7 protein-coding genes are annotated in these 25569 nt (G+C 41.5%); 3 read left to right on the plus strand and 4 right to left on the minus strand.

Features of this window, described 5'->3' with window-relative positions; translation table 11 throughout:
• Positions 1-452: 452 nt before the first annotated feature.
• Positions 453-12806 carry a T9SS type B sorting domain-containing protein gene (locus tag QSE00_RS10495; protein WP_286105909.1) on the plus strand — a complete coding sequence of 4118 codons (12354 nt, stop codon included), beginning with the start codon at positions 453-455 and terminating at the stop codon, positions 12804-12806.
• 155 nt (positions 12807-12961) lie between these two features.
• Here QSE00_RS10495 and QSE00_RS10500 read toward each other — a convergent pair whose 3' ends face one another.
• Positions 12962-13918: a helix-turn-helix transcriptional regulator gene (locus QSE00_RS10500; protein WP_286105963.1), complete on the minus strand. Its 957-nt coding sequence runs from the start codon at positions 13916-13918 to the stop codon at positions 12962-12964.
• A gap of 322 nt (positions 13919-14240) precedes the next feature.
• On the opposite strand from QSE00_RS10500, the gene QSE00_RS10505 reads away from it, so the two are divergent.
• Positions 14241-14729 (plus strand): DinB family protein, encoded by a 489-nt coding sequence (locus QSE00_RS10505; protein WP_110355513.1) that lies wholly within the window; start codon positions 14241-14243, stop codon positions 14727-14729.
• Between the two features lie 11 nt (positions 14730-14740).
• A complete protein-coding gene (locus QSE00_RS10510) occupies positions 14741-14959 on the plus strand; it encodes a hypothetical protein (RefSeq protein ID WP_110355469.1) in 219 nt (72 codons plus the stop codon).
• Between the two features lie 117 nt (positions 14960-15076).
• Here QSE00_RS10510 and QSE00_RS10515 read toward each other — a convergent pair whose 3' ends face one another.
• From QSE00_RS10515 to QSE00_RS10525, 3 genes are all read right to left on the minus strand, one after another.
• Positions 15077-16075, minus strand: a complete 999-nt coding sequence (locus QSE00_RS10515; RefSeq protein ID WP_110355470.1) for a PorP/SprF family type IX secretion system membrane protein — start codon at positions 16073-16075, stop codon at positions 15077-15079.
• A gap of 2 nt (positions 16076-16077) precedes the next feature.
• A complete protein-coding gene (locus QSE00_RS10520) occupies positions 16078-23604 on the minus strand; it encodes a T9SS type B sorting domain-containing protein (protein WP_286105910.1) in 7527 nt (2508 codons plus the stop codon).
• Positions 23605-24123: 519 nt separating this feature from the next.
• Positions 24124-25560 carry a rubredoxin gene (locus QSE00_RS10525; RefSeq protein WP_286105911.1) on the minus strand — a complete coding sequence of 479 codons (1437 nt, stop codon included), beginning with the start codon at positions 25558-25560 and terminating at the stop codon, positions 24124-24126.
• Between the last annotated feature and the right edge of the window lie 9 nt (positions 25561-25569).

A 25569-nucleotide genomic window follows, 5' to 3' on the forward strand; every position in this document is an offset into this window, starting at 1 on the left:
TTTTCTTATAAATACGGTCAACATTTCATTAGGACAACCACATTTTAACAGCCCAAATATCTGGGTTCCTATATTAGCTTTATACGATACCAAAAACATTTTCCCTAAGTATCCAATCTAGAGGAGGGGTCTCAACAACCAGGGAAATTTGGCTTAAAGCTGCTACCGGTTTTATCTACAACAACATATTTTTATGCCAACCTTGTTCTAGGCTTGGATACGGCCGGCTCTTATTGCCACCACTCCATTCTATTCGTTTTTTCATTATCAATTGAATAAATAAAAAAGAGGAACCTATGAAAATCAATTTTCTTGTAAACCCAAATATATATGATTATCATAATTTCCAACATATTCAAAGTGTTTCACAACATTTTATTGGCTTGTAGCTAGGGTTGTTGTTGTTTTGATTTCAAGTATATATTGACAGAACCAAAATAACTGCACCCCGAATGATACGAAAATTACTTTTATTCACTTTTTTCTTTGGTTTTATTTTATCCGTAAAAGGTCAGTTAAGTGATCTTCACTATCTGCCACCCTTGAAACAGGGCAAAAATAATCAGGCTGTAAAAGAACAGGCAGTGTACCTTTCTACACCAGAACCAACCACATTCACTGTAAATGCGTATAGGGGTACCAATACAACCCCTATTGCCACATTTTCCATTTCCAATGTAAATCCGGCGGTATACACTTTAGCCGATGGGGACAATAACATTACCTTGGTGGACAACGCTAAAACCGGAGTAGTTTTATCAAATAGTGGACTCAGGTTTGAGTCCCCCAGTGGAAATAAATTTTATGTAAATTACCGAGGTTACTCCTCGGCACAGGCAACATCCCTGACGTCCAAAGGTAGGGTTGCCATGGGAAAACGGTTTAAGTGGGGAGGTGTTCCCAATCTAGGGGCTGAAGTGTCCAAATCAAATACCTTGGGAATTATGGCTACCGAGGACAATACTACTGTTAATCTTTTTGGGTACGATCCTGGTTGCGAGTTCAGGGTTGGTAATAACAGGGCGGGGATTACCGCAGATACTTATCAAATTACCTTGGATAAAAATGAATCTTTTGTTTTTGAAACATATATAGGAACCGCACCAACAGCGGCCCACCGTGATGGATGGATCGGAGCTTCGATTGTTTCCGATAAGGACATTGTAATCAGTAATGGCTCAATGAATTTTGGTAGGGAAGAGAATTCGTCCAACCGTGATGCCGGTATTGATCAACCAGTACCGGAAAACCGATTGGGTAAAGAGTATATATTTGTTCGTGGCAACGGAAATGTGGATGGTTCAACTGAATTTCCACTACTTATAGGAATAGCCGACAATACGCAAATTTTTGTAAATGGTTCTTCTACCCCTATTGCCACCATCAATAATGGGGAATATTTTGAGGTGCCCAGCAGTTATTATTCCTCAAACACCGTTGGCGCCAATATGTTGGTGCAAACTTCCAAAGATGCCTACGCCTATCAATGTATGGCAGGGGCCAGTGCGGTTTATACCCAAGGTCTTAACTTTGTGGCCCCTGTTAATTGTCTATTACCGGATGTTATGGATAATATTCCGGATATCCGGAATATGGCCGGATCACTGGTTACTGGTGGGGTAACCATTGTTGCTGCAGTCAATACCCCAGATTCAAATATTGTGGTCAGTGATGACAATGGTATCGTTACTTTACCTCCTTCTGTTCCCGTGGCGGGATCATCGGATTGGAAGACTTTTTTTATCCCCAATTTAAGCGGCAATGTTAGTGTCCAGTCTACCGGACCCATGGCGATTGGATTTTTTGGCTATAATGGAGCTAGAGGTGTTGCAGGCTATTTTTCAGGTTTTGATACGGTTCCTGTTGTTACTTTGGAAATTGTAGGTGGCGAAGGGTGTCTGCCCAATGCTAATATTCTTGAAGCTACTGGGAATTTTGATGCTTATCAGTGGTTCGAGGATGGCGTCCTGGTGGATGGTGCCAATGAATCCACCTTTAGTCCGTCCAAAGCGGGAGATTATTACTGTAGGGGAACCAAAGGTCCCTGTACCTATGATTCCCAATCTATTACGGCTTTCTATTGTGAGGAAGATGTGGCATTATACAAAACAGTGGATAAGGCTGAAATTTTGGAAGGAGAAACTGCAACCTTCTCGATTGAGGTTAGAAATAACAGTTCCGATCCTTTGACGAATCTTCAAATCACGGATAATATACCTACAGGACTCACTTTTGTATCCAGTTATACCACAACGGGTACTTGGTCTGGAAATACATGGAACATTGGAACTTTAAACGGGGGAGCCACTGCCGTGCTGGAGCTACAGGTTAGAGCCGATGAAATTGTAGGGATAGAACCCTTGATAAACCTGGTCAATACAGCTACGAACAGCCAGGATCAAATTGATAATAATATAACAGAAGATATCCCCTCGGCACGTATCACCGTGCATAACGATTTTGACAAGGATGGTGTTAGGGATATTACAGATTTGGATGATGATAACGATGGTATTTACGATGAAGTTGAATGTGCTACTACCATATGTTTTGAGCCTATCCTGAATGAAAGTTTTGAAAACCCCTCAATTCCAAATACTTCTTATAGACAACTAAATGAAAATAGTGTTGAAGGATGGTCTACTACCTCAACCGATGGACGGATAGAAATTTGGTCCAGTGGGTTTCTTAGTGTTCCAGCATTTGATGGCAACCAATTTGCCGAACTCAATGCTACACAAAACTCTGCATTGTACCAAAATTTATGTTTAACCCCAGGTACCGTAATGAATTGGTCATTGAGGCATAGGGGGCGTGCAGGGGTCGATGTAATGCAGGTGAGGATCGGTGCAGACCTTGCCACGGCTACTGTACAACAGACCATGAGCGATGGTACTTCTGCATGGGGTTATTACTCCGGAACGTATACAGTACCTGACGATCAGACCAATACCGTGTTTGTATTTGAGGCTGTTTCCACGGCCACCGGTAGTTTATCCGTTGGGAATTTTATAGATGATATACAAATAAACGTCGTCTCTGTACAGTCATGTAGTGATAACGACAATGATGGATTTCCTGATAATTTAGATTTGGATAGTGATGGTGATGGTTGTAGTGATGCCAACGAATATTATAGGGATGACAATGCCGATGGTGGAGATGGCGGCGAATATGGAGCAGGAACACCAGTTGTAGACCCAATAGACGGTACAGTGGACGCTGCCTCATATACAAAGACAATGGCTCCCGAAATTTATTTGGGCAATACCACCGAAAATTTGAATGGAACGGACATCAATGGAGAAGAAATAGGCCTAGGGCAATCTCTTGAATATGTGCTCAGGTTTCAAAATACAGGTGATGATAACGCGGTAAATTATACAATTAGGGATGTTCTTCCGAAAAATGTAACCTTCGACAATGTAGATATAACGGATGCCCCGGGGGTAACCTATTCGCACGATATAATTGATAATGTCCTAACCTTTACCATACCTAATAATTTGGTTGAAGTTGGTGACCCCGAATATAGTATTAGAATTGGTTTTACTACGGATGCCAACTGTTCCGAGTTTCTGGACGCCTGTTCATCATTATTGGAAAACAAGGCATATTCCACCTATCAAGGGGCAACAAATACAAAGGTCTTTACGGACGAGAACGGTTCCGCTTCAATTTCTGGATGTCCAAGTACGTTGGAAGTGGCAAGCAATTCCATTTTTAATTCCTTGACCAATTGTAACGAAGCCAGAACCGTACAACTTTGTGGGGAAAACGTACTTTTGCGTGCAGGACAAGGGTTTAGTTCCTATAACTGGGTGTTGGACAACAACGGTAATGGACAGGTGGATGCAGGTGATACTGTATTGAACGATAATGATCCGGACAATGACCCGAGTACCCTTTTGGTGACGGTTGTTGGAGAATACATAGTAGGGAAATCCTCAGGAGGTAGCTGTCCTGATAGGGAGGAGCGGATCATTGTAGAACGATTTGGCTCCACACAGACCAATCCAATAGTAAATTACTTTAATCAGGTGAATACCGACAATAACCCCGATAATGATATGCAGGGGGAAATCGTTACCTGCTCCATAGATGGTAGTGTACTGCCCAAGATCTTTTTATGTGGGGCAAATGACGAGGCTACTATCCAATTGGGCATAACTGATGCCGAAAGTATTGTTTGGCAAAAATTGGACGAAACCAGTTGTGATGAAACCGGCGACGATTGCGCCAATAAAAATGGCACATGTACATGGAACACAATAGTAGAGCAAAATAACTTTACCCTTACGGAAAGTGGAGAATACAGAGTGGTCATCAATTACCAATACGGTTGTTTTAGTCGCTTTTATTTCAATGTTTTTAAAAATAATATAGATCTTACCTATAAGACTTCCGATATACTATGTACTACCCCTGGTAACATTAGAATTACCAATGTAGCTTCCGGTTATGGATTTCAATTGGTGGATAGCGCTACGGATAATATTATAATTCCTTTTTCGGATCAAAATGGTCCCAACTTCAACATTGCCGACAGTGGTACCTATAAGGTGCAAATAACACCGTTGGACCCCAGTGATAATACCCCAATAGAAGGTAGTTGTATTTTTGAAACCGAAGATATAGGTATACAGGAACGCGACTTTACTGTAACGCTTAGTGCCGCACCGGCAGACTGTAATGATTTGGGTAGCATTGGCGTTCAAGTCTTAAATGCCTTGCCCAATTATTCTTATGAACTGCGTTTGGACGATGGCAGTAATGGTGGGCTGGGCTCTTTGGTGAGTTCCATACCCAGTATTGACGATAATACCCATACCTTCAACAATATAAATCCCGAGAATTATATTGTAGTGACCCGAACTCAGGATGGATGTTATGATCAACAAAAAATTACCGTTGGAGAAACCCCTGAATTAAAATTGACCGGTGTTACTTCTCAAAATATAAGTTGTACTGCAGGTATGGCTACATTAACCCCCAGTGGAGGTAGTCCCAGTCCTGATTACAAAATGGCCATTTGGAGTAAAGATGGGGTTGATTATTATGCAGACTCGTCCGATGTGCCTTCTTCGGCCCTTCAAACTACTACCAGTTTTTTATTCCGTACCAGTAGTGAAGCAGGTGACTACGAGTTTATAGTCTTTGACGATAACGGATGTTTTGCCATTTCCAACATAGTCAAAATTGAAGATTTGGGTACCCCATCATTGTCGGCTTCGCATTCTGAAATTGTTTGTGCCGATTCCTCAACGTCTACGCTGAGCGTAACGGTTACAGGAGGTACTGCTCCCTACCGCTATAGTTTGGACAATGGTAACACTTACCAGACAAACAATTCATTTTATAACCTATCCGCCGGTTTATATACAATAACGGTTATGGATTCCAGTAACAATGGTGGAATTGGTTGTATAGAAACCTTAAATTATGAAATAGACCAACCTTTCAGGTTAACGGCATCTGCCACTATAGTGGAAGATGCTTCCTGTAACCCTGCAGGGGCCTTGGTTAAAATATTGAATCCAAATGGCGGTAAATTACCGTATACCTATAGTTTTGATGGAGGTTCAACTTTTAGCGGTACAGACAATAAAAATCTTGCCCCAGGAGATTATCAATTGGTTGTAAAGGATGCGTTGGGATGTTCCTTCAATATGGATATATCCGTACCCGTGGCTACAACGGATCCAAGTTTTACAAGCGCAGTGGATTATTCTTGTGATGGATCCGGGACAGTCACCATAAATACATCCAATACAACCGATCTTACATATTCCTATAAATTAAATGGTGTGGATAACACTCCTGGGGACAATAATGTATTTACCGGTGTATCCGACGGTACGCATACCATTAGCGTAGGCTACGCAGGTACATTGTTGCCAGGCCAAAGTACGCTCTTCGAAGAAAATTTCGGGGCTGGACCCACTACACAGATTGGTGAAATTGGACCAGGTTATTGTTATGAACCGCAAGATGGTAGTACTACAGACTGTAACCTAGGTCCCGCCGGGATTCTTGTGAATGGGGAATATTCGGTTACCAATTTTATAACCAATCCAGTCATTTCTAGAAATCCGAATGATCATAGTGGACTTGTAAATGGTAGATTTTTAGCCATAGATGTTAGTACCGCTGCTGGAGATAAAGGCATACTTTGGGCAAGACGTGGCATTGAGGTATTGCCAAATCGTGATATAACCTTGTCCTTATGGGCATTCAATTTATTACAACCTAGTAGTAGTGGAAATAACCCTGAAATATTAATGGAATTGGTAGATGGCTCCGGGACTGTAATTCATAGTATCCCTACCGCGGAAATCCCAAAAAATACCAGTGCAGATGATTGGCACAACCGTTCGGTAACCTTTAACCCGGGAGCGAATACAACGGTAGACATTGTACTGCGCAGCAACCTAAATAGTGATTATGGCAATGATCTTGTAATTGATGATATACAAGCCTTCCAAAATCCGGAATTATGTGAAAAAACTAAAGAAATCATAGTAGTTGTTGAGGACAACAAGGAATTTAAAGCCAACTTATTGGGAATTACAGATCCGCAGTGTAATGCCGGAAATGATGGTGCTATCCGTTTTGAAGTATTAAATTACGATAACGCAACAGGTTTTGAATATTCTGTTGATAACGGCGGAAATTGGACAACTTCTTTGACCTCTCCTATTACAACTCCTGCAACCCTATCGGACGGTACCTATAACATTTTGGTTAGAAAGGTTGGCGATGCAAGTTGTACGGCAAATTTTAACGCAACATTAAAGGAACCGTCTATAATTGTTCCTACTCTAAGTAAGACTGCAGATTATACCTGTATCAATACGGGTGGAACTCTAAAGGCTTCGGCCACAGGAGGTTCTCCGGGCTATACCTATCAGCTGGAAGAAGCGGGAGGGGTGGTTGTCAGGGCATATCAAACCAATTCTAGCTTTTCAAATGTTACCGAAGGCGATTATTTTGTTCGTGTGAAAGATGCAAAAGGTTGCGAAGTAGTAACGGCTACTGCCGTAACCATAGATCGCTACCAAGATATTGACTTTGATCTTTCCCCAACAGCTTGTTATGATGGTTTAAATAATGCAACTATAGCCGTTTCAGTTACCTCAGGGAACGGGAATTACAAGTTTAGGTTGAATAGTGGTGCTTGGATATCCCCTACTCCTACTACGGCTTCTACACATACCTTTTCCGGGTTGTCCAATGGAAGTTATGATATTGAGGTTACAGATGCTTTTGGATGTATATCGGCATTAAAGACCATTGAGGTGCAGCCAAATTTAACGGCTAAGGTAGATGTGGTACATGTTAGTTCTTGTGCCGATGGAAGTATTACCGTGAATGCAACTGGTGGCGATGGTAATTGGGCATATGCCTTTGTACCCACCGGGACAGGGGTTACAGCAACCGATTTTAACGGAACCAATGTATTGACCGTGGCAACGGTCGATGCCGGAACCTATGATGTATATGTTTGGGATAACGGAGCAGTGGATCCCCATTGTGCGTATATGGAAACGGTTACGGTGAACCCACCAACACCCTTAACGTATACGGCAACCCCAACAGATCCTAATTGCCATGATGGATCAGGTAACATTGCAATTACGGTTACCTCCGGCATTGCCCCCTATACTTATGAAATTATAGATTTGGACAATGCAGGCGCTTCCAATGGCACAACAGCCAAGATTACAAACACCACTAAAACTTTCTATAATTTAGCGGCTGGCAATTATACCATTAATGTTACGGATGCCTCTGGATGTACGGTCCCAACAACTCCGATTGCCATATCAAATCCTGATGAGCTTACCGCCGATTTGGAATCATTATTATCCGGGGATTGTAATCCGGCAACGGGATTTAGATTTATTAATTATCCTTTAACGTTAAATGGAACCATGCAGTTTAGTCATGATGGTGGTGCATCTTGGCAAGCGTCGGATACTTTTGATACACCTACTTATACTCTGACCTCTGGAAATGCGGTTGAACCTTCAATACGTACGGTAGATGGTTCGGGGAACACACTATGTAGGGTAGATTTGGATAAGTATATTATTAGTTACCCACTGGATGATTTAAATATTACGGTTTCTACTGTAATTAAAAATTGTAATGAACTGGAAGTTTCCGTTCAAGGTAATTTAGGTACGGCCCCATACCAATATACATATACCGATGATCCTGCCAATTTTAATGCCCTGGCACCGGAAAACGGTTGGACAGCGGCTAAGGGCTTGGCCGACCCGGAAGTGTTTACTGGATTAATACCAGGTAGAACTTATGTGTTCTACGTAAAGGATGCCAGTGGATGTATTAGGCAAAGTGATAAAAACGTGGCAACCTTAAAACCCAATCCAATAGGTATAGAAGTTACGTACAAGCCTTCCTGCTCAACAAAGGATAATGGAAAATTAATCTATACGCTTACGGATAACCAAGCTCCAACCGAGGATGATATGAGGTGGGAATTGTATAATCTAAGTGGCACTATTGTACGTTCTAGTGATAACGGAATTAATTCAGGTATACCTGGAGCCATAATTCCTTATGATTCAAAAATCACTATTGATGACTTGCCAGCAGATGAATATTATATTGTAGTAACGGAAGTGAATGGAGGTTCGGATACTTGTATCTCCGCCTCGGAAAACCTTATTTTGGAAGAATTGGATCCCATAACGGCAACTTTAAACAAACTAGAGGATATCTCCTGTGCCAACCCGGGACTAATTGCCATAAATGGCATAAATGGAGGTGGTGGCACCTATAACTTTACGGTGACAGATGATTCGGCAAATATAATTATTACAGGTACTACGGATAACCCTGTAGAAATACCTGCCAACTCACCCTCCGGTGATTACTTTGTAGAGATTAGTGATCAGTATGGTTGTGCATATCCCTTAGGCTCAATAACGATGACCTTACCGGCAAATCCCACATTTACTACCGCAGTGGATAATTGTAGTACGAGTACAACACTTACCATATCTGCCAATAGTAGTTCTGCTACCATATTATATTCTATTGATGGCGGTGTTACTTATTTGGATAATGCTGGCGTATTTACGAATGTTACGCCAGGAAATTACACTGTATTTATAAAGGATGGCAATGGTTGTACTGCTTCCGATTCTGTAGATGTTTACCCTGTGTTGCAAGCTACGGCCACCTTGGAAAGAAGTCTAGGGTGCGGTGTTGGCGGGGAAGCGCAAATTCTGATCAAGGCAACGTCCGGTTCTGGTAGCTATGATTATCAGATAACCAATACATCGGGTACCGTTGTTGCGAGACAGGTATTGACTACACCCGTAACGGAACTGGTTAGTGTAGCGGACACCTATACCATAACGGTATTTGATAACAATACTTCCGGTCCTGAATGTTCCAGGGTATTTACTGTGGAGGTACCTGCCCCTGTACAGCCCAACTTTACTGTAACCCCAACAGATGTGAGTTGTAATAATGCGGCAGATGGTACTATAGCCATTTCAGAAGTAAATAACGGGAACAACCCATTAATATATAGTTTAGTGCCAAATAACGGCATTTATAATCCATTGACCCATACGTATGAAAACCTTCCGGCCGATACGTATGAAATCACCGCAACATCGCCTAACGGTTGTGTTACCACTATAAGCACTATTGTGGTAGGTGAACCCAACAGTATATCTTTTGACCTGCCAGTGGTAAATCCGTTCGGTTGTACAAGCAATAATACGACCAACAATGCTAGCATTGTAGTCAATATGGCCAGCATTGCCGGCGGGACCAACAATTTTGTCCGTTTCGAGTTTGAGGATGCTTCCACAGGAACCATGTTGCAAAATGGCGCGGCTAGCAGTTATACCTATACGGATTATGCCGGAGGGGATGTTATAGTAAGGGTTTTTGACGACAAAGGTTGTAAAGGGGAAGCAACGGTTACCGTTCTTCCGTACGATCAACTATTATCTGCCACGACAAATGTACTGGACCCTATAAGTTGTGCCAATACTGGAGAACACATTAGTATAGATGTTACAGGCAGTATATCCAGCTATGCAACCAAACCTGGGGATTACCAGTTTACATTATTGCCAGCGGGTACTCCTCAAGCATCGAATCTGTTTCCTAATCTGGAGGCTGGGACACATACTATTTTAGTGGAAAATGTGGTTACTGGTTGTGAAATTACGGTTAACCATATTGTAAAGGAACCAAATACCTTTGATGTGTCTGTGGAAGTGTTGTCCAATGTGATCTGCTTTGGTGATAATGGTCAAATTCGTCTTACCATGAACGATGCCGTTTATTCCAGTGGTTTCAGCTATTATATTTATGAGACCAAGGGTACTGTAGACACAGCAGATGATGGTGCAGCTATTATAAATGGTACTTCACCCGATTTTGGACCTACCCTACCCATTAATGTACCGGCAGGAAACTATAGAGTTGAGGTGGTACAGGACGATTTTCCCAATTGTAGTCAGAATAGAGTATTTAGTATTACAACACCAGAGGAAGCCCTAGGGCTAAACCCAATTGATTTGGAAGAGGTGGGTTGTAGTAATGACCAAGGGTCTGCAAGTATTGAGCCCATTGGTGGATCGGCGCCCTATAACATTACTATTGTTAATAATACAACTGGAATGTCTACTAGTGCTTACAATGTTAATTCCAAACTTTTCCAAGGATTGGCAGCCGGTCAGTATACTGTAACGGTAGAAGACGCCTTGGGTTGTATACAACCTTTTGTGAATGAATTTGAACTATTGTTGCCAGATCCTATTAATGGGACAATTTCAACAACTGGTTTAGTGTGTTCCGGGGATAAGGACGCTACACTGTCTATTAGTTTAACCCCTAGGAATGTAATTTCCACCTATAGGTATAGATTAAACACCTATAAGGATGCCGCAGGTACAACCTTAGTGCAAACTACTGCCTCCCAAACGTCACTAAGCTTTATTAACCTAGGAGCAGGCTATTATAGCATTAGTGTTTTGGACGCTATGGGCTGTACATTTGAGTCTTCCCCCATAGAAATTGTAGCACCTGAAGAACCTAATGGTATGTTGTTGACAACTGCTATTTTAAGCTGTTCCAATGGAGCCGAACTGGAATTAACGGCAAGCGGAGGTACCGGCCCTTATACATGGAGTACGGATGGTATGGTCTTTAATGCCATGAATCAACTTAATGGCCCCAATACCCAGGTATTCCAAAATGTTGTTGATGGGAAGTACCAATATTATGTGCGGGACAGTTTTAATTGTACCTCAATTGTTTCTAATGAGATAAGCATTAATCCAATAGAAGCCCTGTCCCTAACGTTGGATACCTCAGCTGCTGTAATAAACTGTAGTGGAGAAAGTTCAGCCTTGATCGAAGCCAAAGCTGATGGCGGGCTGGGCAATTATCAATATGGTTTATTCTCGGATGCGGGCTTGTTGAATGAAATAAGACCCTACCAGGCAACCGGACTGTTCGATAATCTTCCTCAAGGAACATATTTTGTAAGCGTTCTGAGTGAGGACTGTCAGGAAACATCGGAAGAGATACTTATTTCAGAACCTGATTCCCTGCTGGTTGTCCCAACTATTATGGACGTTCAGTGTGCGGGAGAGGAAAATGGTAGCATTGTTCTGGATGTGGACGGAGGAACAGGCATTTATCAATATGCTATTTCCCCTAATTTAAACCAGTTTGATGATAGCAATACCTTTGATGAACTGGCTCCTGGCGATTATAGGGTCATTGTACAGGATAGCAATGGTTGTTTCGAGTTGATAGAATTTAGTATTATGGAGCCTACCCAACTGGAAATGGAACTGACAACTACTCCCGAAGTTTGTGTTGGTGCTACGGACGGAACTATTTCAGTGAATATTTCTGGGGGAACCGCCCCTTACAGCACAGCATTAAATTCTAACAATGATGCCGATTTTACGGTAGGAAAAACGGTCTATGGGAATTTGTCTGGAGGCACCTACCTCCTATTTGTCAAGGATGCCAATGGATGTGTTAGTAGTGAGGCCATTACGGTTGAAGGCGGAGCCAATCTTAATGCCGCAGTAGAAGTGATTTATGAATGTACTGGGGATACTCCCAATAATTATATAGAACTAATTTTAGAGGACGATTCTGTTGCTGCGGATGTTATGTATGCCTTGGATTCAACAGACCCCAACGATTTAGTGTTGGAGGCCAACTTCAATGATTTGACACCTGGTAGTCATTATATTACCTTGGCCCACATAAACGGATGTATCAATACCCTAAGCTTTGAGGTAGAAGGGTTTGAACCTTTGGAACTCGTTTTGGAACAAAGTAACCTGAATGAAATTAGTGCCTTGGGAATTGGAGGAAAAGAAGGCTATACGTACTATTTTGATGGTCAGAACAATGGTGAAGACAACGTCTTTAATATACGTAGAACCGATACCTATTCTGTACGGGTCGTGGATGCCAATGGTTGTGAAGCAACAGGATCTATATTTATGGAATTCATTGATATTGAAATACCAAATTTCTTTACCCCCGATGGTGACGGACAAAATGATTTTTGGATCCCGAGGAATATTGAGCAATTTCCAGACATCTTTATCAAAATCTTTGATCGCTACGGTAGACAGATTTACGTCATTCAAGATAATGAACAAGGTTGGAACGGTCTTTATGACCAGGTAGATTTACCAAGCGGGGACTATTGGTACATTATTAAATTGAATGGAGAGGAAGACAAGAGGGAATTTGTAGGGCATTTTACCTTGTACAGATAGATTATTTACAAAAAATAAAAGCCCTTCCAAAGTGAAGGGTTTTTTTATGTCAGCCGCACTTACCGTTAAACCTTATAGAACCTGCGGTTCGCTTCAATGAAAATTAATTGAAGGGACCAAATATCTTAAAGGGGTGCCCATGTAATAAAAAACACTCAAAGATTGGCAACCGTTTTTTCTAAAATGGCCCTAACGCGATGCTTTAGTACCTCGGGCTCAATAATCTCGGCATAATCCCCAAACATGAGATACCATCTTGGAAACCCATGTTCTACATCCGATGTCATAAATGTCATTTCTACTTTTTTGCCCCTCACCTTTTCAGATATGAAGCCGTAATGTTTCCTATTGCCATTAATAAACCGAGCTATGTTTTTATCTACCCTTATTCTTACCCTGGTTTTTGTAATATTAACATTTTTGCTCAAATGCGCATCCAAACTTCCATGTTCCGCGGTAAAGGCAAGCGAGGTTCTTGCAATATCCAACATCCTGTCTGTTCTAAATTGTCTATAATCATGTCTATAATGACAATATCCCAGAACATACCAAAAATTGTTTTCATGAAACAAACCTACCGGTTCAATATGCCGGTCTGAAGGATGTTCGCTTTTCAGTGAGTGATATTTTAAGAAAACCTGTTTTTTTTCGGCTATACTTTCAAAAAGAATTTCAAGAGCGTTGGGCAGGCCTTCATTGAACAACTGTTGTGAGGGGTCTACTGATATTTGGGACTCCAAGGCAGATATCCAATCCTTTTCACTGCCCCTCAATACCGATTTCAGCTTGAACATGGCGGAATGATGATAGCTGCCAAGCGATTTGTCCACAAACTTTTGCATTAGTTTTTCGGCGGCCACAAAGCTCCCAACTTCTTCACGGGTAAACATAACCGGAGGAAGCCTATAGCCTTCCATGATGGAATATCCAACTCCTGCTTCACTAATAATGGGCACACCAGAGGCTTCAAGGGTTCTAATATCCCTATATATTGTACGTAAACTCACTTCAAATCGGTCCGCCAACTCCTGCGCTTTCACAATACGTTTGGATTGTAGCTGTACTAAGATCGCTACAATACGGTCAAAACGATTAATTGTTTCCATACCCATAATTACATTACATATTTCCCAAAGATAGGATTTCAAATCATTGAATAATCCGAATTTGGGGTTTGATCTTTTCATGGCAATCTATAATTTATAAATATTGACTATCCAAAAACCAACACTCTAAAGTTTAGATACAAATTAAAGCTGTGTTGGTGACAACCCATTGTCAATAGCCCTAGAAATATTATTTGAATAGATATATCCCTTGGAAAACCATAAAATTCTTGGGAACTTTTATTTTTTTGTTTGCTGCTGACATAGGGCTGTCACCTCCCCTATTTAATTTTGGTCTAGAAATATGAATCAATTAAATAATAGAACTATGCACACTACATTGAACAAGACTCAACAGCTTATTACATCACAAGAATTGCTGGATCATTGGCAAGGACATAGGGCGTTGACGAGGAGGGCCATGGAAGTATTTCCCGAAGAGGCATTTTTCACCCATACCATTGGGGGTATGCGCACATTTGCCGATATGGTCATGGAGCTGTTGGCAATTGCAGGGCCCGGTATAAAGGAAATCGCCACGGGTAAAACAGCTCCTTTCAACGAACACCTGGAGCACGGTAATAAAAAGGAGGGATTACTGGAACTCTGGGATATTGCTACCGATGAAATCAATTCTTTTTGGGCCCAGATCAGGGAGGAACAATTCCAACAAAAAATTAAAATTTTTGGTCAGTACGAAGGTACGGTGTGGTCTTCCATCTTCTATTTTATAGACAATGAAATTCACCATCGGGGACAGGCCTATGTATATCTACGCTCGTTGGGTATAGAACCACCAGCCTTTTACGAACGCTAATTGAATTAAACATGAAAGAAGTATTGGTATTTAAGACCTCAATTAACCACAATCGGGAAATCCAGATCTTGAAACCAGATTTGAACAGGTTGGTCACCAAAAAGGGCTACTGGAATTTTGATCTGGAGGATTGCGACAATATCCTCCGGGTCGAAACCCATATGGTCAAGGCAAATTCCATAACGAATCTTTTGAACAATCATGGATTTTTTTGTGAGGAGTTGTGTTGATTAGCTATGGTGACTTTGTACAGAAAGAGGTTAAGGGAATTTTGTGGTAACTTATTTTCTCTAAAAAAACAAACCCCCAATAAAGGTTGGGGGTTTTGTAATATTTTGGGGCAATTGTTAATAGAACCTACTGTAGTCAGATCTTCTACGCTCCTTAAATCTAGAGATATCAAAGACTAAAAACAATTCCAGTGAATTGGGGATATATTGTTTGGCATCACCACCGAAGGGCAATCTATAGTTAAGTCCAAATTCAAAAGTTTCCAGGGCAAGGCTGGTGGCAAAACCTATTTCGGAAAAGGAGGCATTTTCCAAATAGCTTAGATGTTCATTTATACCAATACTAAAGTTCCCAAGGGTAACATCCTGATAAAAATCCAATCTGGTATTTGGGCCTTGTAAAGACACTGCATTAAATAAGTATAAATACGAATGCTCCGGTAATTTGGCCTGTCCATATTTATTGATATCCATTTCATATCCAAACTGCCCGGAAATAAGCATATTTAAATTTACATTATTTTCGCTTTGTTTGGAAGATATTCGTGGCTGGTTCAAATGCTTAAGGGAAAGCCCAAAAAGTGTATTTATATCGTTATGTATCAATACCGATGCCCCCATATCCAGATAGCCAATATTCTCAGAAGCGGTAATGGGATCAATGGTATTGGCACTAATTTGCCCGGTAAATATGTTTATTTGATCCTGAAAGGTAAGGTTGTTAAAATCGTACCTGTAATTGCTGTACGCTGCAGTTATTCCGGGGTATACGATCCAATCGTTCTTCAAGACCAATTTGTACATATAGCTCAAAGCGGCGGAAGTGTAATTATATCCTGAATTGTTCAGGTTGTTATTGAACAAGTCCACGCCCAATTGGAAATTGTATTCTTCAAATGCGGTAGAACCAAAGGCATATTTATGTTGTGACTCCGTACCCTGGCTCTGACTGGCGAATTCGGCCAATACCCCTATCCTGGTTTTGTCCTTAAAAGCATGAAAACTGGGATTTAAGGATGCCGGTAACTTGCTCAGGTTGTGCACAAATTTCTCTTGGGCCTTGGCCCCCAACGAAACTAAAATTAGTAGGAGGATTATTATATTAAGTTTTTTCATCTCTATCTTAAAATTGAGGCTTCGCCGGTTTTGGTTATTTGGTTATTGTCTTTAGTGGTACCTACAAAGAGATATCTGAACGAGGTATTTTTATAGGGTTTTCCTGAACTATAATTTCCATTCCAACCCCAGTTTACGGGCATGGACTCGTAGTCATGGGCCACGCTATAGACCAAGGAACCCCACATATCATAAATTTGAAAGGTAAACGAGGCTATTCCTGTAAATTCACCTTGGAAGTAGTCGTTTATTCCATCCGCATTGGCAGAGAATACATTAGGGAACATTACGTCATAGCCGTTACCGACCTGTATGTCCTGTTCCACAGTTTTACTACAACCTTCTGCGTTAAAAAGAGTTAGTGTGGTGGTAAAAATACCTGGGTAACTATATTTATGAGTGGTCATAATACCATCTACCTCCGGATCCACATTTACTATGGGACTACCATCGCCAAAGTCCCATGAAGCATTGCCATATCCAGCCTCACTGGTAATGCTGAACCGTATATCCTCCTTGGCCATCAAAAGACCTGTAATTTCATATTCGTCCGAGCTATAGGTAAACGAAGGATCTGTTACTCCAGAACTTATTGGCATGGTTAACCCACACCCTTGGTCATTAACTACATTAAGGGTAGCGTTATCGGACGGATTACCGATTTGAACGGAATAAGTATTGGCAGCTGTTTTTACTGATGGCACTAGAGCCCCATCATAGTAAAAACTAAGGTCACCAGGTTGACTATTGAAAACCGATACCGAAATACTTCCGGGATTCCCCAAGCAAAGTGACTCGTCCAAATAAGGTCCGTCTATCAGTTGAAGGGATTCTGCCTTATTGATGGTAATGATTTCCTGGTAATAATAGGCAGGATCGGCATTGGTGCAGCCATTAATATTGCTTGTTACCGTAAGTCTCAACCGTCCTTCTTCCAATCCACTCAATTGGGTTATGTTTTCACCGTAAGGAGTAAAAACTGGATCTGGGTTATTTGCCGTACCGGCCGTTTCTTTTTCCCATCTAATGTTATACGGTCTTAAACCACCGCTTACTGTAATGGAAATGGCCCCATCATCGCTGGCACCACAGCTTACAGGAGTTATTGTTTTGTTTACAACTATTGGGGTATAGGTAGTAGTAAAGATAAACTCTATTTCTTCTGAAGAACAGTCATTACTATCGGTTATGGTTAACCAATAGGAACCTGGCACCGCAACAAAACTGGTAATATCCTGGGCTACAAAATTGTCGGGACCCCGCCAATCATAAAAGTAGTATGGGTTGTTACCTCCGTCTAAAAATGGTTTTCCTCCAGTAATTAAATTGGTATTCAGGCTAAAGGCATAATCGGTTTCACAGGGTGGAATGGTGTAAGTTTTGGCACCCGTATAATCCATTGCCTCATAACTATCCATGGTAAATGTCTGAACAACACATTGGTTGGTATCGGTTACCTCAATAACATGGCTGTCATTGGAAAGCGCACTTATGGTGGTTTGGGTATTGCTAAAGATTACAGGTGTTCCCCCGTCAACGGAGTATTGAAAAGGCGATGTTCCTCCTTGGACCCTAAAGGTAAAATCCCGTCCGGTACTGGCATCCACACAACTGGTATTACCATCGGTTACCTCTGTAGCACTAAACACGGTGGGGGCTGAAATGATAAATGTTTGTCTAACGGTACAGGGTGTATTTGCATCACTGTTGGTATCTATGATTACCACTTCGTAGCTGCCACCACCCAAATTGGTAAGGCTGGTGTTGTTGGTAGAATAACTTGTTCCGTTTTTATACCAGTTTATTTGTAATTGGCTGCTAGGATCAGAACTTATTTGTATGCTAATTTCAGCATTGGCATCACCGGCACATTGTAATTGCTGATTGATAACCTGAACACTACTTATTTCCAATTGGGCTTTTGAAGCCACATTTGCAGTATAGGTTGTTGAACAACCAAGTTGATCCGTTACGGATAGTACATAAACTCCTGGAGCCAAGTTGGTGATATTTTCTGTGGTAAAATTGGCATTATTGGGTCCTGTCCAACTGAAGTTATATGGAGGATATCCTCCTGTTACAGTTGTAGCTCCTATGTTTAAACTAATACTACCATCATTTTGCCCATAACAAGTGGCGTTTTCAACCACTACGGAAGTCTGATCAAATTGCAGCCCCATTGGCAAGGTAACCGATTGCGATTCCTGTATTCCGCAAGAGGCATCCTGTACACTTATGTTATAAGTGGCCCCACCTATTAAATTGGTATAGGTAATATTAGGATTGTTCGATGTCTGCACCGTGGTGGTGCCATTTGGCCGTGTAAGCGTATAGGTGAAAGGTGCAATACCCCCAGTACTATAGGCCGTAATAGCAGTATTACAGGTATCTCCAATATTCAATGTCAATACCTCGGGTTCCGATACTATAAACGGAGAGGAAGTAGTTCCACAGAATTCATTGTAAACCGTTAATTGGTAAGCACCGGCCGTAAGATTGTTAATACTCAAGGTAGAGGCCGTAAAGCTGTTATCCCCTATTTTGGACCATACGTAGGTATTGGCTACGGAATTGGGTTGCGTAATTACAACGGAAGCACTAACATTGGGGTCGGCTCCAGTACTAGCATAGGCCGTAAATCCAATCCCTTCAACTTTGGCAGTCAGAATAATTTCATGGAAATTGGTCGTTGCTATTACAGAGCTCAGGTCAGATCCTGTTGCGGAATTAATTTTTTGGGCCAGCGCGGCAGCAACTTCGTTGTTGTCCTCTGGTTGATTAATGCCGTTCAAGGTAACCTGATGATCATAGACCTTGTTATCGATAATTATACTGTAAGTATTATTTAATTGAGGTGTACCGAAAAGTGAAATTGTATTTATTTGCTTTTGGGCCGTATTCCCTCCAGTGATTCTTCCATTGGGGATTACAATACTACCGTCATTTCCTCCATTGCAACTTACATTGGTTATGTCATTGGCAATGATGGCATCATTGTTTATAATGGCATAGGGTATTACAGTGACAATTTTGGGCGAAGTTTCATCCTCACAGGCCACACCGTTCAACGTACTGGTAACCACTCTTTTAAAATAGGTAGAGGTAGTAAGGGTACTTGGAGGGGTATAATTTGGCTGCGTGGCACCAGCCACGGCAGTGTAGGTTTGATTGTCAGGGGAAGACCACCACTGATAGGTCAGTACCCCGGCACCTGTTGCCGATTCCTGTTCCACTATGGCCAAAGGCTGACTCCCTTCACAAACGGATTGATTATCCGTTATTTTACCGGCATAAACATCATTGAGGGTAACTTTTATAGGGTTGGTTTCCACAACACAGGTCTTATCCACCAAACTGGTTCTGGTTATAGTTCTCTTATAATACATGGTAGTGGTCGGGACCGGAGGGGTATAGGACGCCGAATGCACGGAAAGATCTGTCCATACGCTACCATTAGTGGAAGCATACCAATCGTAAGTTTGATCTACATAGGTACTACCACCGGTTACGGTCAATGCTCCTGGTACAAACCCTTCGCATATAGTTTGATCGTTCACTAAGGTTCCAGGCAATAACTCCTCTGCAACCTCTACTACTATCGTATTACTATCTTCCGTACAAACTACATTGTTCAGTGTAGAAGAAGCTGTCCTCTTAAAATAGGTTGTGGGATAGCTACCGGCAATGGGGTCATAGGTACTGTTTACAGCTCCATTGATCATACCCCAATTAGTGTTATCCGTTGAGGAGTACCATTGATACTTCAATACTCCTTCGGCAGTTCCGTCTACGGTATTTCCCAAGAGGGAAGGATCATCCCCGTAACATATTTTTTGATCTCCTGAAATAGTACCTCCGTCCACATCATTGACAAAAATTCGGATCACATTACTTGGAGTATAGGAGGGATCGCAGATAACAGCATCCACTGTAGCTTGGTAATCCCTGCGGTACCATTTATCTGCGGTCAAAGCAGATGGAGGTGTATATGTAGCGTTCGTTGCTCCGGGTATGGAATTAAAAGTACTGCCATCGTTGGATTCATACCATTGAAAAGCCAAATAAGGAAGCCCTTCAATTGCACTAGGGTTGCCCAAGGTTGGGGCCATGCTATTATAACAGATGGTGATATTGTTTCCAATATTATCCGCTTGGGGTACCAAGACCGTTACAGGGTTACTGTCAACATTACATTCCACTCCCGAAATATCCGTGCTGGTGGTGGTTCTAATATAGGTTGTTGTAGAAGTTATATTGGACGGGTCATAACTTGTTCCCGTGGCACCTGGGATCATTGCTCCATTGGCATACCATTGATAGGTCAATGTCTGGCCTGTGGAAGGTGTTAATTCCTCAATTAAGCTAGGATCGTCCCCCTTACAAATTACTTCTTCATTGGTTCCATTACTACCATTCGCATGGGTTGTACCAATCTCACCCCCTGTGGCATTTCCACCATTTATGATTGTCAGAGTATTACTGGTTACACTACATGATAGTCCATTGAGGGTTGAAGTGGTAATTCTTCTGTAGTAGTTGTCCTGTGTTACGGCAGGAGGATCGTAAGTTACCGAAGTGGCTCCGGGGATATCCGAAAATGAAATATTATCACCGGAAACCTGCCATTGGTAACTTACCGTTCCAGAGGCAATTAACGGAAAATTAGCACTAAAGGCTTGTGGATCCCCACCGTTACATACTTCCGTAGTTCCGGTTGCCCCGGATGAAAAAGTTATATTATGGCCTGCTGCATTGTCAAATTTGTTCACATAAACTAGAACCGGTGTGGTTATGGCCTCGCAAGTGATGCCTTGCAATGTAGCATTTGCCTTTCTTCTGTAATAGGTCTGTAAGTCCCCAGTATTTATAGGAGTGTAGGTAGCTTGATTGGTATTGGCAATATCGGACCAGGTATTTCCATCTGGAGAACTCTGCCATACATAGCTAATAGTTCCGTTGGAAGTGGCATTGGCCGTACTGGTAATTGGAGCTACATTTCCATCGCCACAAACTGTTTGGGTTTGGGAAATGGATCCTTCAGATAAGTTTATTAGGGTAACCAAGGTTGGGAGACTGGATGCCTCACAAGTATTTCCATTGTTGGAGTTGGTAACATTTCGCCTAAAATAGGTCGATGTTGGCAAACCTGTGGAGAAACTCAGGCTTTCCCCTGTTTCGCCGCTCATCAATGTGTAATTTACGTTGTCGGTAGATGAATACCATTGAAAATTGATTCCTACCCCGGCTGGTGTACCATTGGAAACAGTAATTGTTGCTGGGGCTTCGCCTTCACAAACGGCTTGGTCCGCAGATCCTTCCCCTCCTGAAATGGCACCGGCTACAATTATGGAAACTTCATTGGTGTAGGCCGTACATACCTTTCCGTTTAAGGTGGTAGTATCCAGCCTTCTATATTTGGTAGACGTTGCAAGTATCCCAGGGGTATAGGTTGAACCCGTAGCGGAAGCTATAGGGTTCCAGCTTACCCCATTATCGTCAGAGGCTTCCCAAGCATAGGTTAGGTTACCAGTGGCAATAGCATTTCCAACAGTTATAATGGTGCTGGGAGCCTGTCCTGCGCAAACATTTTGATCATTCCCTATACTTCCCACACTAAGGCTGTTTACAAAAACAGTACTTACTGTAGAATATTGGGAACAGACCTTGCTGTTATTGGAAATTATTGTTTGCCTTCTATATCTTGTTGTAACGGCAGGTGACCCGGAAAAATTAAAAACAGCATTGGTCTCACCACTAATATTTGTAAAACTACCAGTAGTTGCAGATTGCCATTGATAGGTTATATTGGGGCCAGCAGCTGTACCGCCGCTCACAGATATGGAATTGGGAATTTCCCCAGCACAGATTGTTTGGTCAGCGCTGGCATTTCCCCCATTAATTTGATCAAGGACAGTGATCTCTATTTCATTCGTATAATCCGAACAGCTAAACCCATTTAATAGTATGTTATCCTGTCTTCTAAAAGAAGTTGTTTGAGTTAGGGCACTTGGTTGATAGTCTGCGTTATTTGCTCCAGTAATTGCAGCCCATGTACTTCCGTTAAAGCGTTCCCATTGATATGAAATAGTACCTGTTCCCGAAGCGTTGGTATCCGATGTTATGGCAGCAGGAGCTTCATTATAACATACAGTTTCAGCACCGGTAATACTACCTACGGCAAAATTGGTATAGGTTATGGTGGCCACTGTACTAACACCTTGGCAACTTGCACCTGATACTGTGGTAACCCTTCTAAATTCCTCTGTTCCAGGATTGAGATTGGTACTGGCATTGTAATTGCTTTGCGTAGCACCACTTATGTCTACCCAGTTGGCCCCACTGCGTTTTTGCCATTGATAGGTACCATTGTTTTCCCCATTATTTATGGTCAACAATTGTAAGTCGCTTAACGAACAAATATTTTGATTGGTGGCAGTACCTCCCAATACGGCAGAATTTACAATTATGGAAACCGCCGGTGTTTCCTTATAACAACTAAAACCGTTTAAAACGTTGGTTACCCTTCTTTTGAAAGAAGTTGTTTTGGTTAAGGCAGTTGGTTGATAAAAATTGTCCGTTGCTCCTGAAATTAGTTCCCAAGGGCCGGAATCGTTTTTATACCATTGATAGGTTGTTGTACCGGCAGGAGTTACGGCTACATCGCCTGAGGTACTCAATTGTGCGGGTATTTGGGTGGCGCAAACATTTTGGCCGGTTCCGTCTGTAATAGTTCCAGCGTATATTTCATTAACGGTAATGGTAGCAGTAGTACTGATCTGGGTACATGTTTCCCCGTTGACCATAAAGGTGGTTAAACGACGATATCTACTTATTCCATTAGGGAAAGAAGGTTTATCAACAACCAATATTTCCGTGTTGGAATTGGCAATGGCCGTCCAGGTACCATTCACATCCTTTTCCCACTCAAAAGTTCTGTTCTGGGTTATATTGGAACCGGTAATACTAATGTTTTGAACATCGTTGATGGTACAAACCTGCTGGTTAACCCCTGTTCCACCAGTAAGGGCAGTGAAAGAAACGTTGGCAAGGGTCTGATTATCGGTAAGCGCATTTATCTTATTGGTGTTACCTGCCAATACATATTTTAAAGTGCCGTTCGTGGTCGTGGAGCTTGGAATAAGTTGAATTCTAACATTTTCGATCGTAAATACATCCAAAGAACCTTGGGCGTTAGTGGTTATGGTAACTTCCAATCTGGAGGCATTACCAGGATCTTGCGCTACGGAGGCACTGCTAATATCGGTACCTGTTTCAGTAAATGAAGTTGCTCTAATTTCAAAATTAGAGGGTGCTTCAATGTAAAAGGTAAAGGTCCCCGTACCGAAATCCGTGGCCAGGGTTTCCGTTAGTACCAAGTTTCCAAGATTGAGTTCCGTCTGTGGAAGGTTATTGCCACAGGAATCGAAATCGGTATTCTGTAGACTGGTAGATACCTGCGCGGTGCCATACCAAGCGTTAAGACTAAACAATAAGATGAATAGTAGTAGCTTTTCGGTTGATTTTATCATGATTATGCCCCTTTATTTAAAATCGAAGTGAATTAATACACTTTGTAGGAAAGACCCTATAACGAGCGAGTAGTTGTATATATTGCGGGTATTAATAACCTTTAAAGTCCTGAATTATGGTTTTGTTGTGAAACCGCATTTTATTGTGGTGTAATGTAGGTCTAGACTTCGATTGGTATTGAAATTCAACTCGGAAACTACCATTTAAAAAGTAGCTTTAATATTTACTGATTCAGGTAGTACAATTCCAAAATCAGGATATTGGAAGGGTGCAACACATGTTAGTTCCGTTATGGGCAATTTACTAGGGTCGCATAAGGGTTTACATTCAACTTCACTCAGGGAATGATTGATTTCATTAAATATATTGATCCATGGGAAAATCCTATCGTTTTAATTTTGGATTACAACGCTGCATAATGGGAAACGCAGTTTCAAAAGAATATGAAAATGTAGATTAAAAATAGTATTTTAAACCTTGCTATATTGGCCTTTCGTTTGGATTCACACAGGTGTAGACTACAGTATTTGTAGTTTCAATTTTTCAAACCCCGATTTTGGGGCAGAGCAAACGGAACAACAGTAATCTTCTGCAAGGTCCGTAAATGGGGTTCCGGCAGCAATCTGTGATTTTTCATCACCGTAGGTTTGATCGTAAACGGTAAAACAGGAGCTGCATTGATATACTTCCTTCAAAATATCAACATTGGTAGTCTTAGGAGGTTCCGGTTTGGTCAATGCCCTACCCAATTGATCAAAATAATGTTTACTCAATTCCATTAATAGACCTGGCAACTCTATCTTATCCACATCTTGGGCGTATACCTTGTATACTTGGGTATTGGGATCAAAATATTTAAAATGCAAAACGTTGTAGGTAGGCCTTATGGAAAAATCCTTAACTATGGAGGGCGGGGTGTTTTTTTCAATTATCACCGAGGAGAAATGGGTACGTTTCCCCGTTTCATTACTTATACCAAAGGTTAGGCCATATGTGCTTATATCGTTCTGGTCAAAACTTAGGACTAAGAATTTTTTTAATTCCAGTGCGTCAGTATCATCCACCGGTAGGTGCCAGTTCATTTCCAATTGTGAATGGCGTATATTGATTCCTTTCTGTCCTAGAAAACGCTCCAGTTCTGGCCTACTGGAGCTTTTTATTCCCTTTATGATGAAGGACTTCCATGGTGTTATACATATTTTTCCAATGCTATTATCAAGACAAAAACCACATAATTTTTTTAGAAAATCAAGATCGTATCTATTGTTGCGCCAATAAAGTCCCAGCCAATATTGATCCAGGCCCATCCTATTCATTCCTTCGTAATAGGGAAATTTAATGTAGGGTACCACCAGCTCTTTTTCTATGGTTCTGTTATTGGAGTCCAATCTTTTATTGAGAATAAAAAATAGTTCATCTATATCGGCTATGTCCTGATATATTTCCTCAATAGCCTTTGCCACGACATGGATGTCCCAACTGTAAATTAAGACAGGATAGTAAACCGATTTGGACCAGTGCGGAAGTTTTATGTTCAGGTACCAATAATCCTCACTTTCCGAAGCAATAAAGTTAAGGTTACCATTAAAAATGGGGACTAAGCGCTGCTTGGGATCCGTGATGTTAATTTTTAGTTTGGGTAGGTAATCAAAACCTTCCAAAATGTAGAGATAGGTGGACCCCTTGAGCCAATTGGTCATATCAAAAATATCGGCGGACACGTACGATGTTACGATATTTTGGTAACTTCTATCGCTAACGATATCGGTGTTGAATTTTGAGATTTGCTCCAATTGTTCCTCCTTGGCATTTTGCAAAGGGAACAATAGATCTTGGCGTGACCCAAAAAATACCTCTTTCAAGCCCCCTGCCTCCAACATGGCTATGATATCCTTTAATTCTCCGGGGGAGGTTACCCCTCCTTTAATCAAAATTCGCTGTAAATCATCATTCATAACGTTCTG

The sequence above is a fragment of the Arenibacter flavimaris genome (assembly GCF_030291335.1).
GTDB lineage: Bacteria > Bacteroidota > Bacteroidia > Flavobacteriales > Flavobacteriaceae > Arenibacter.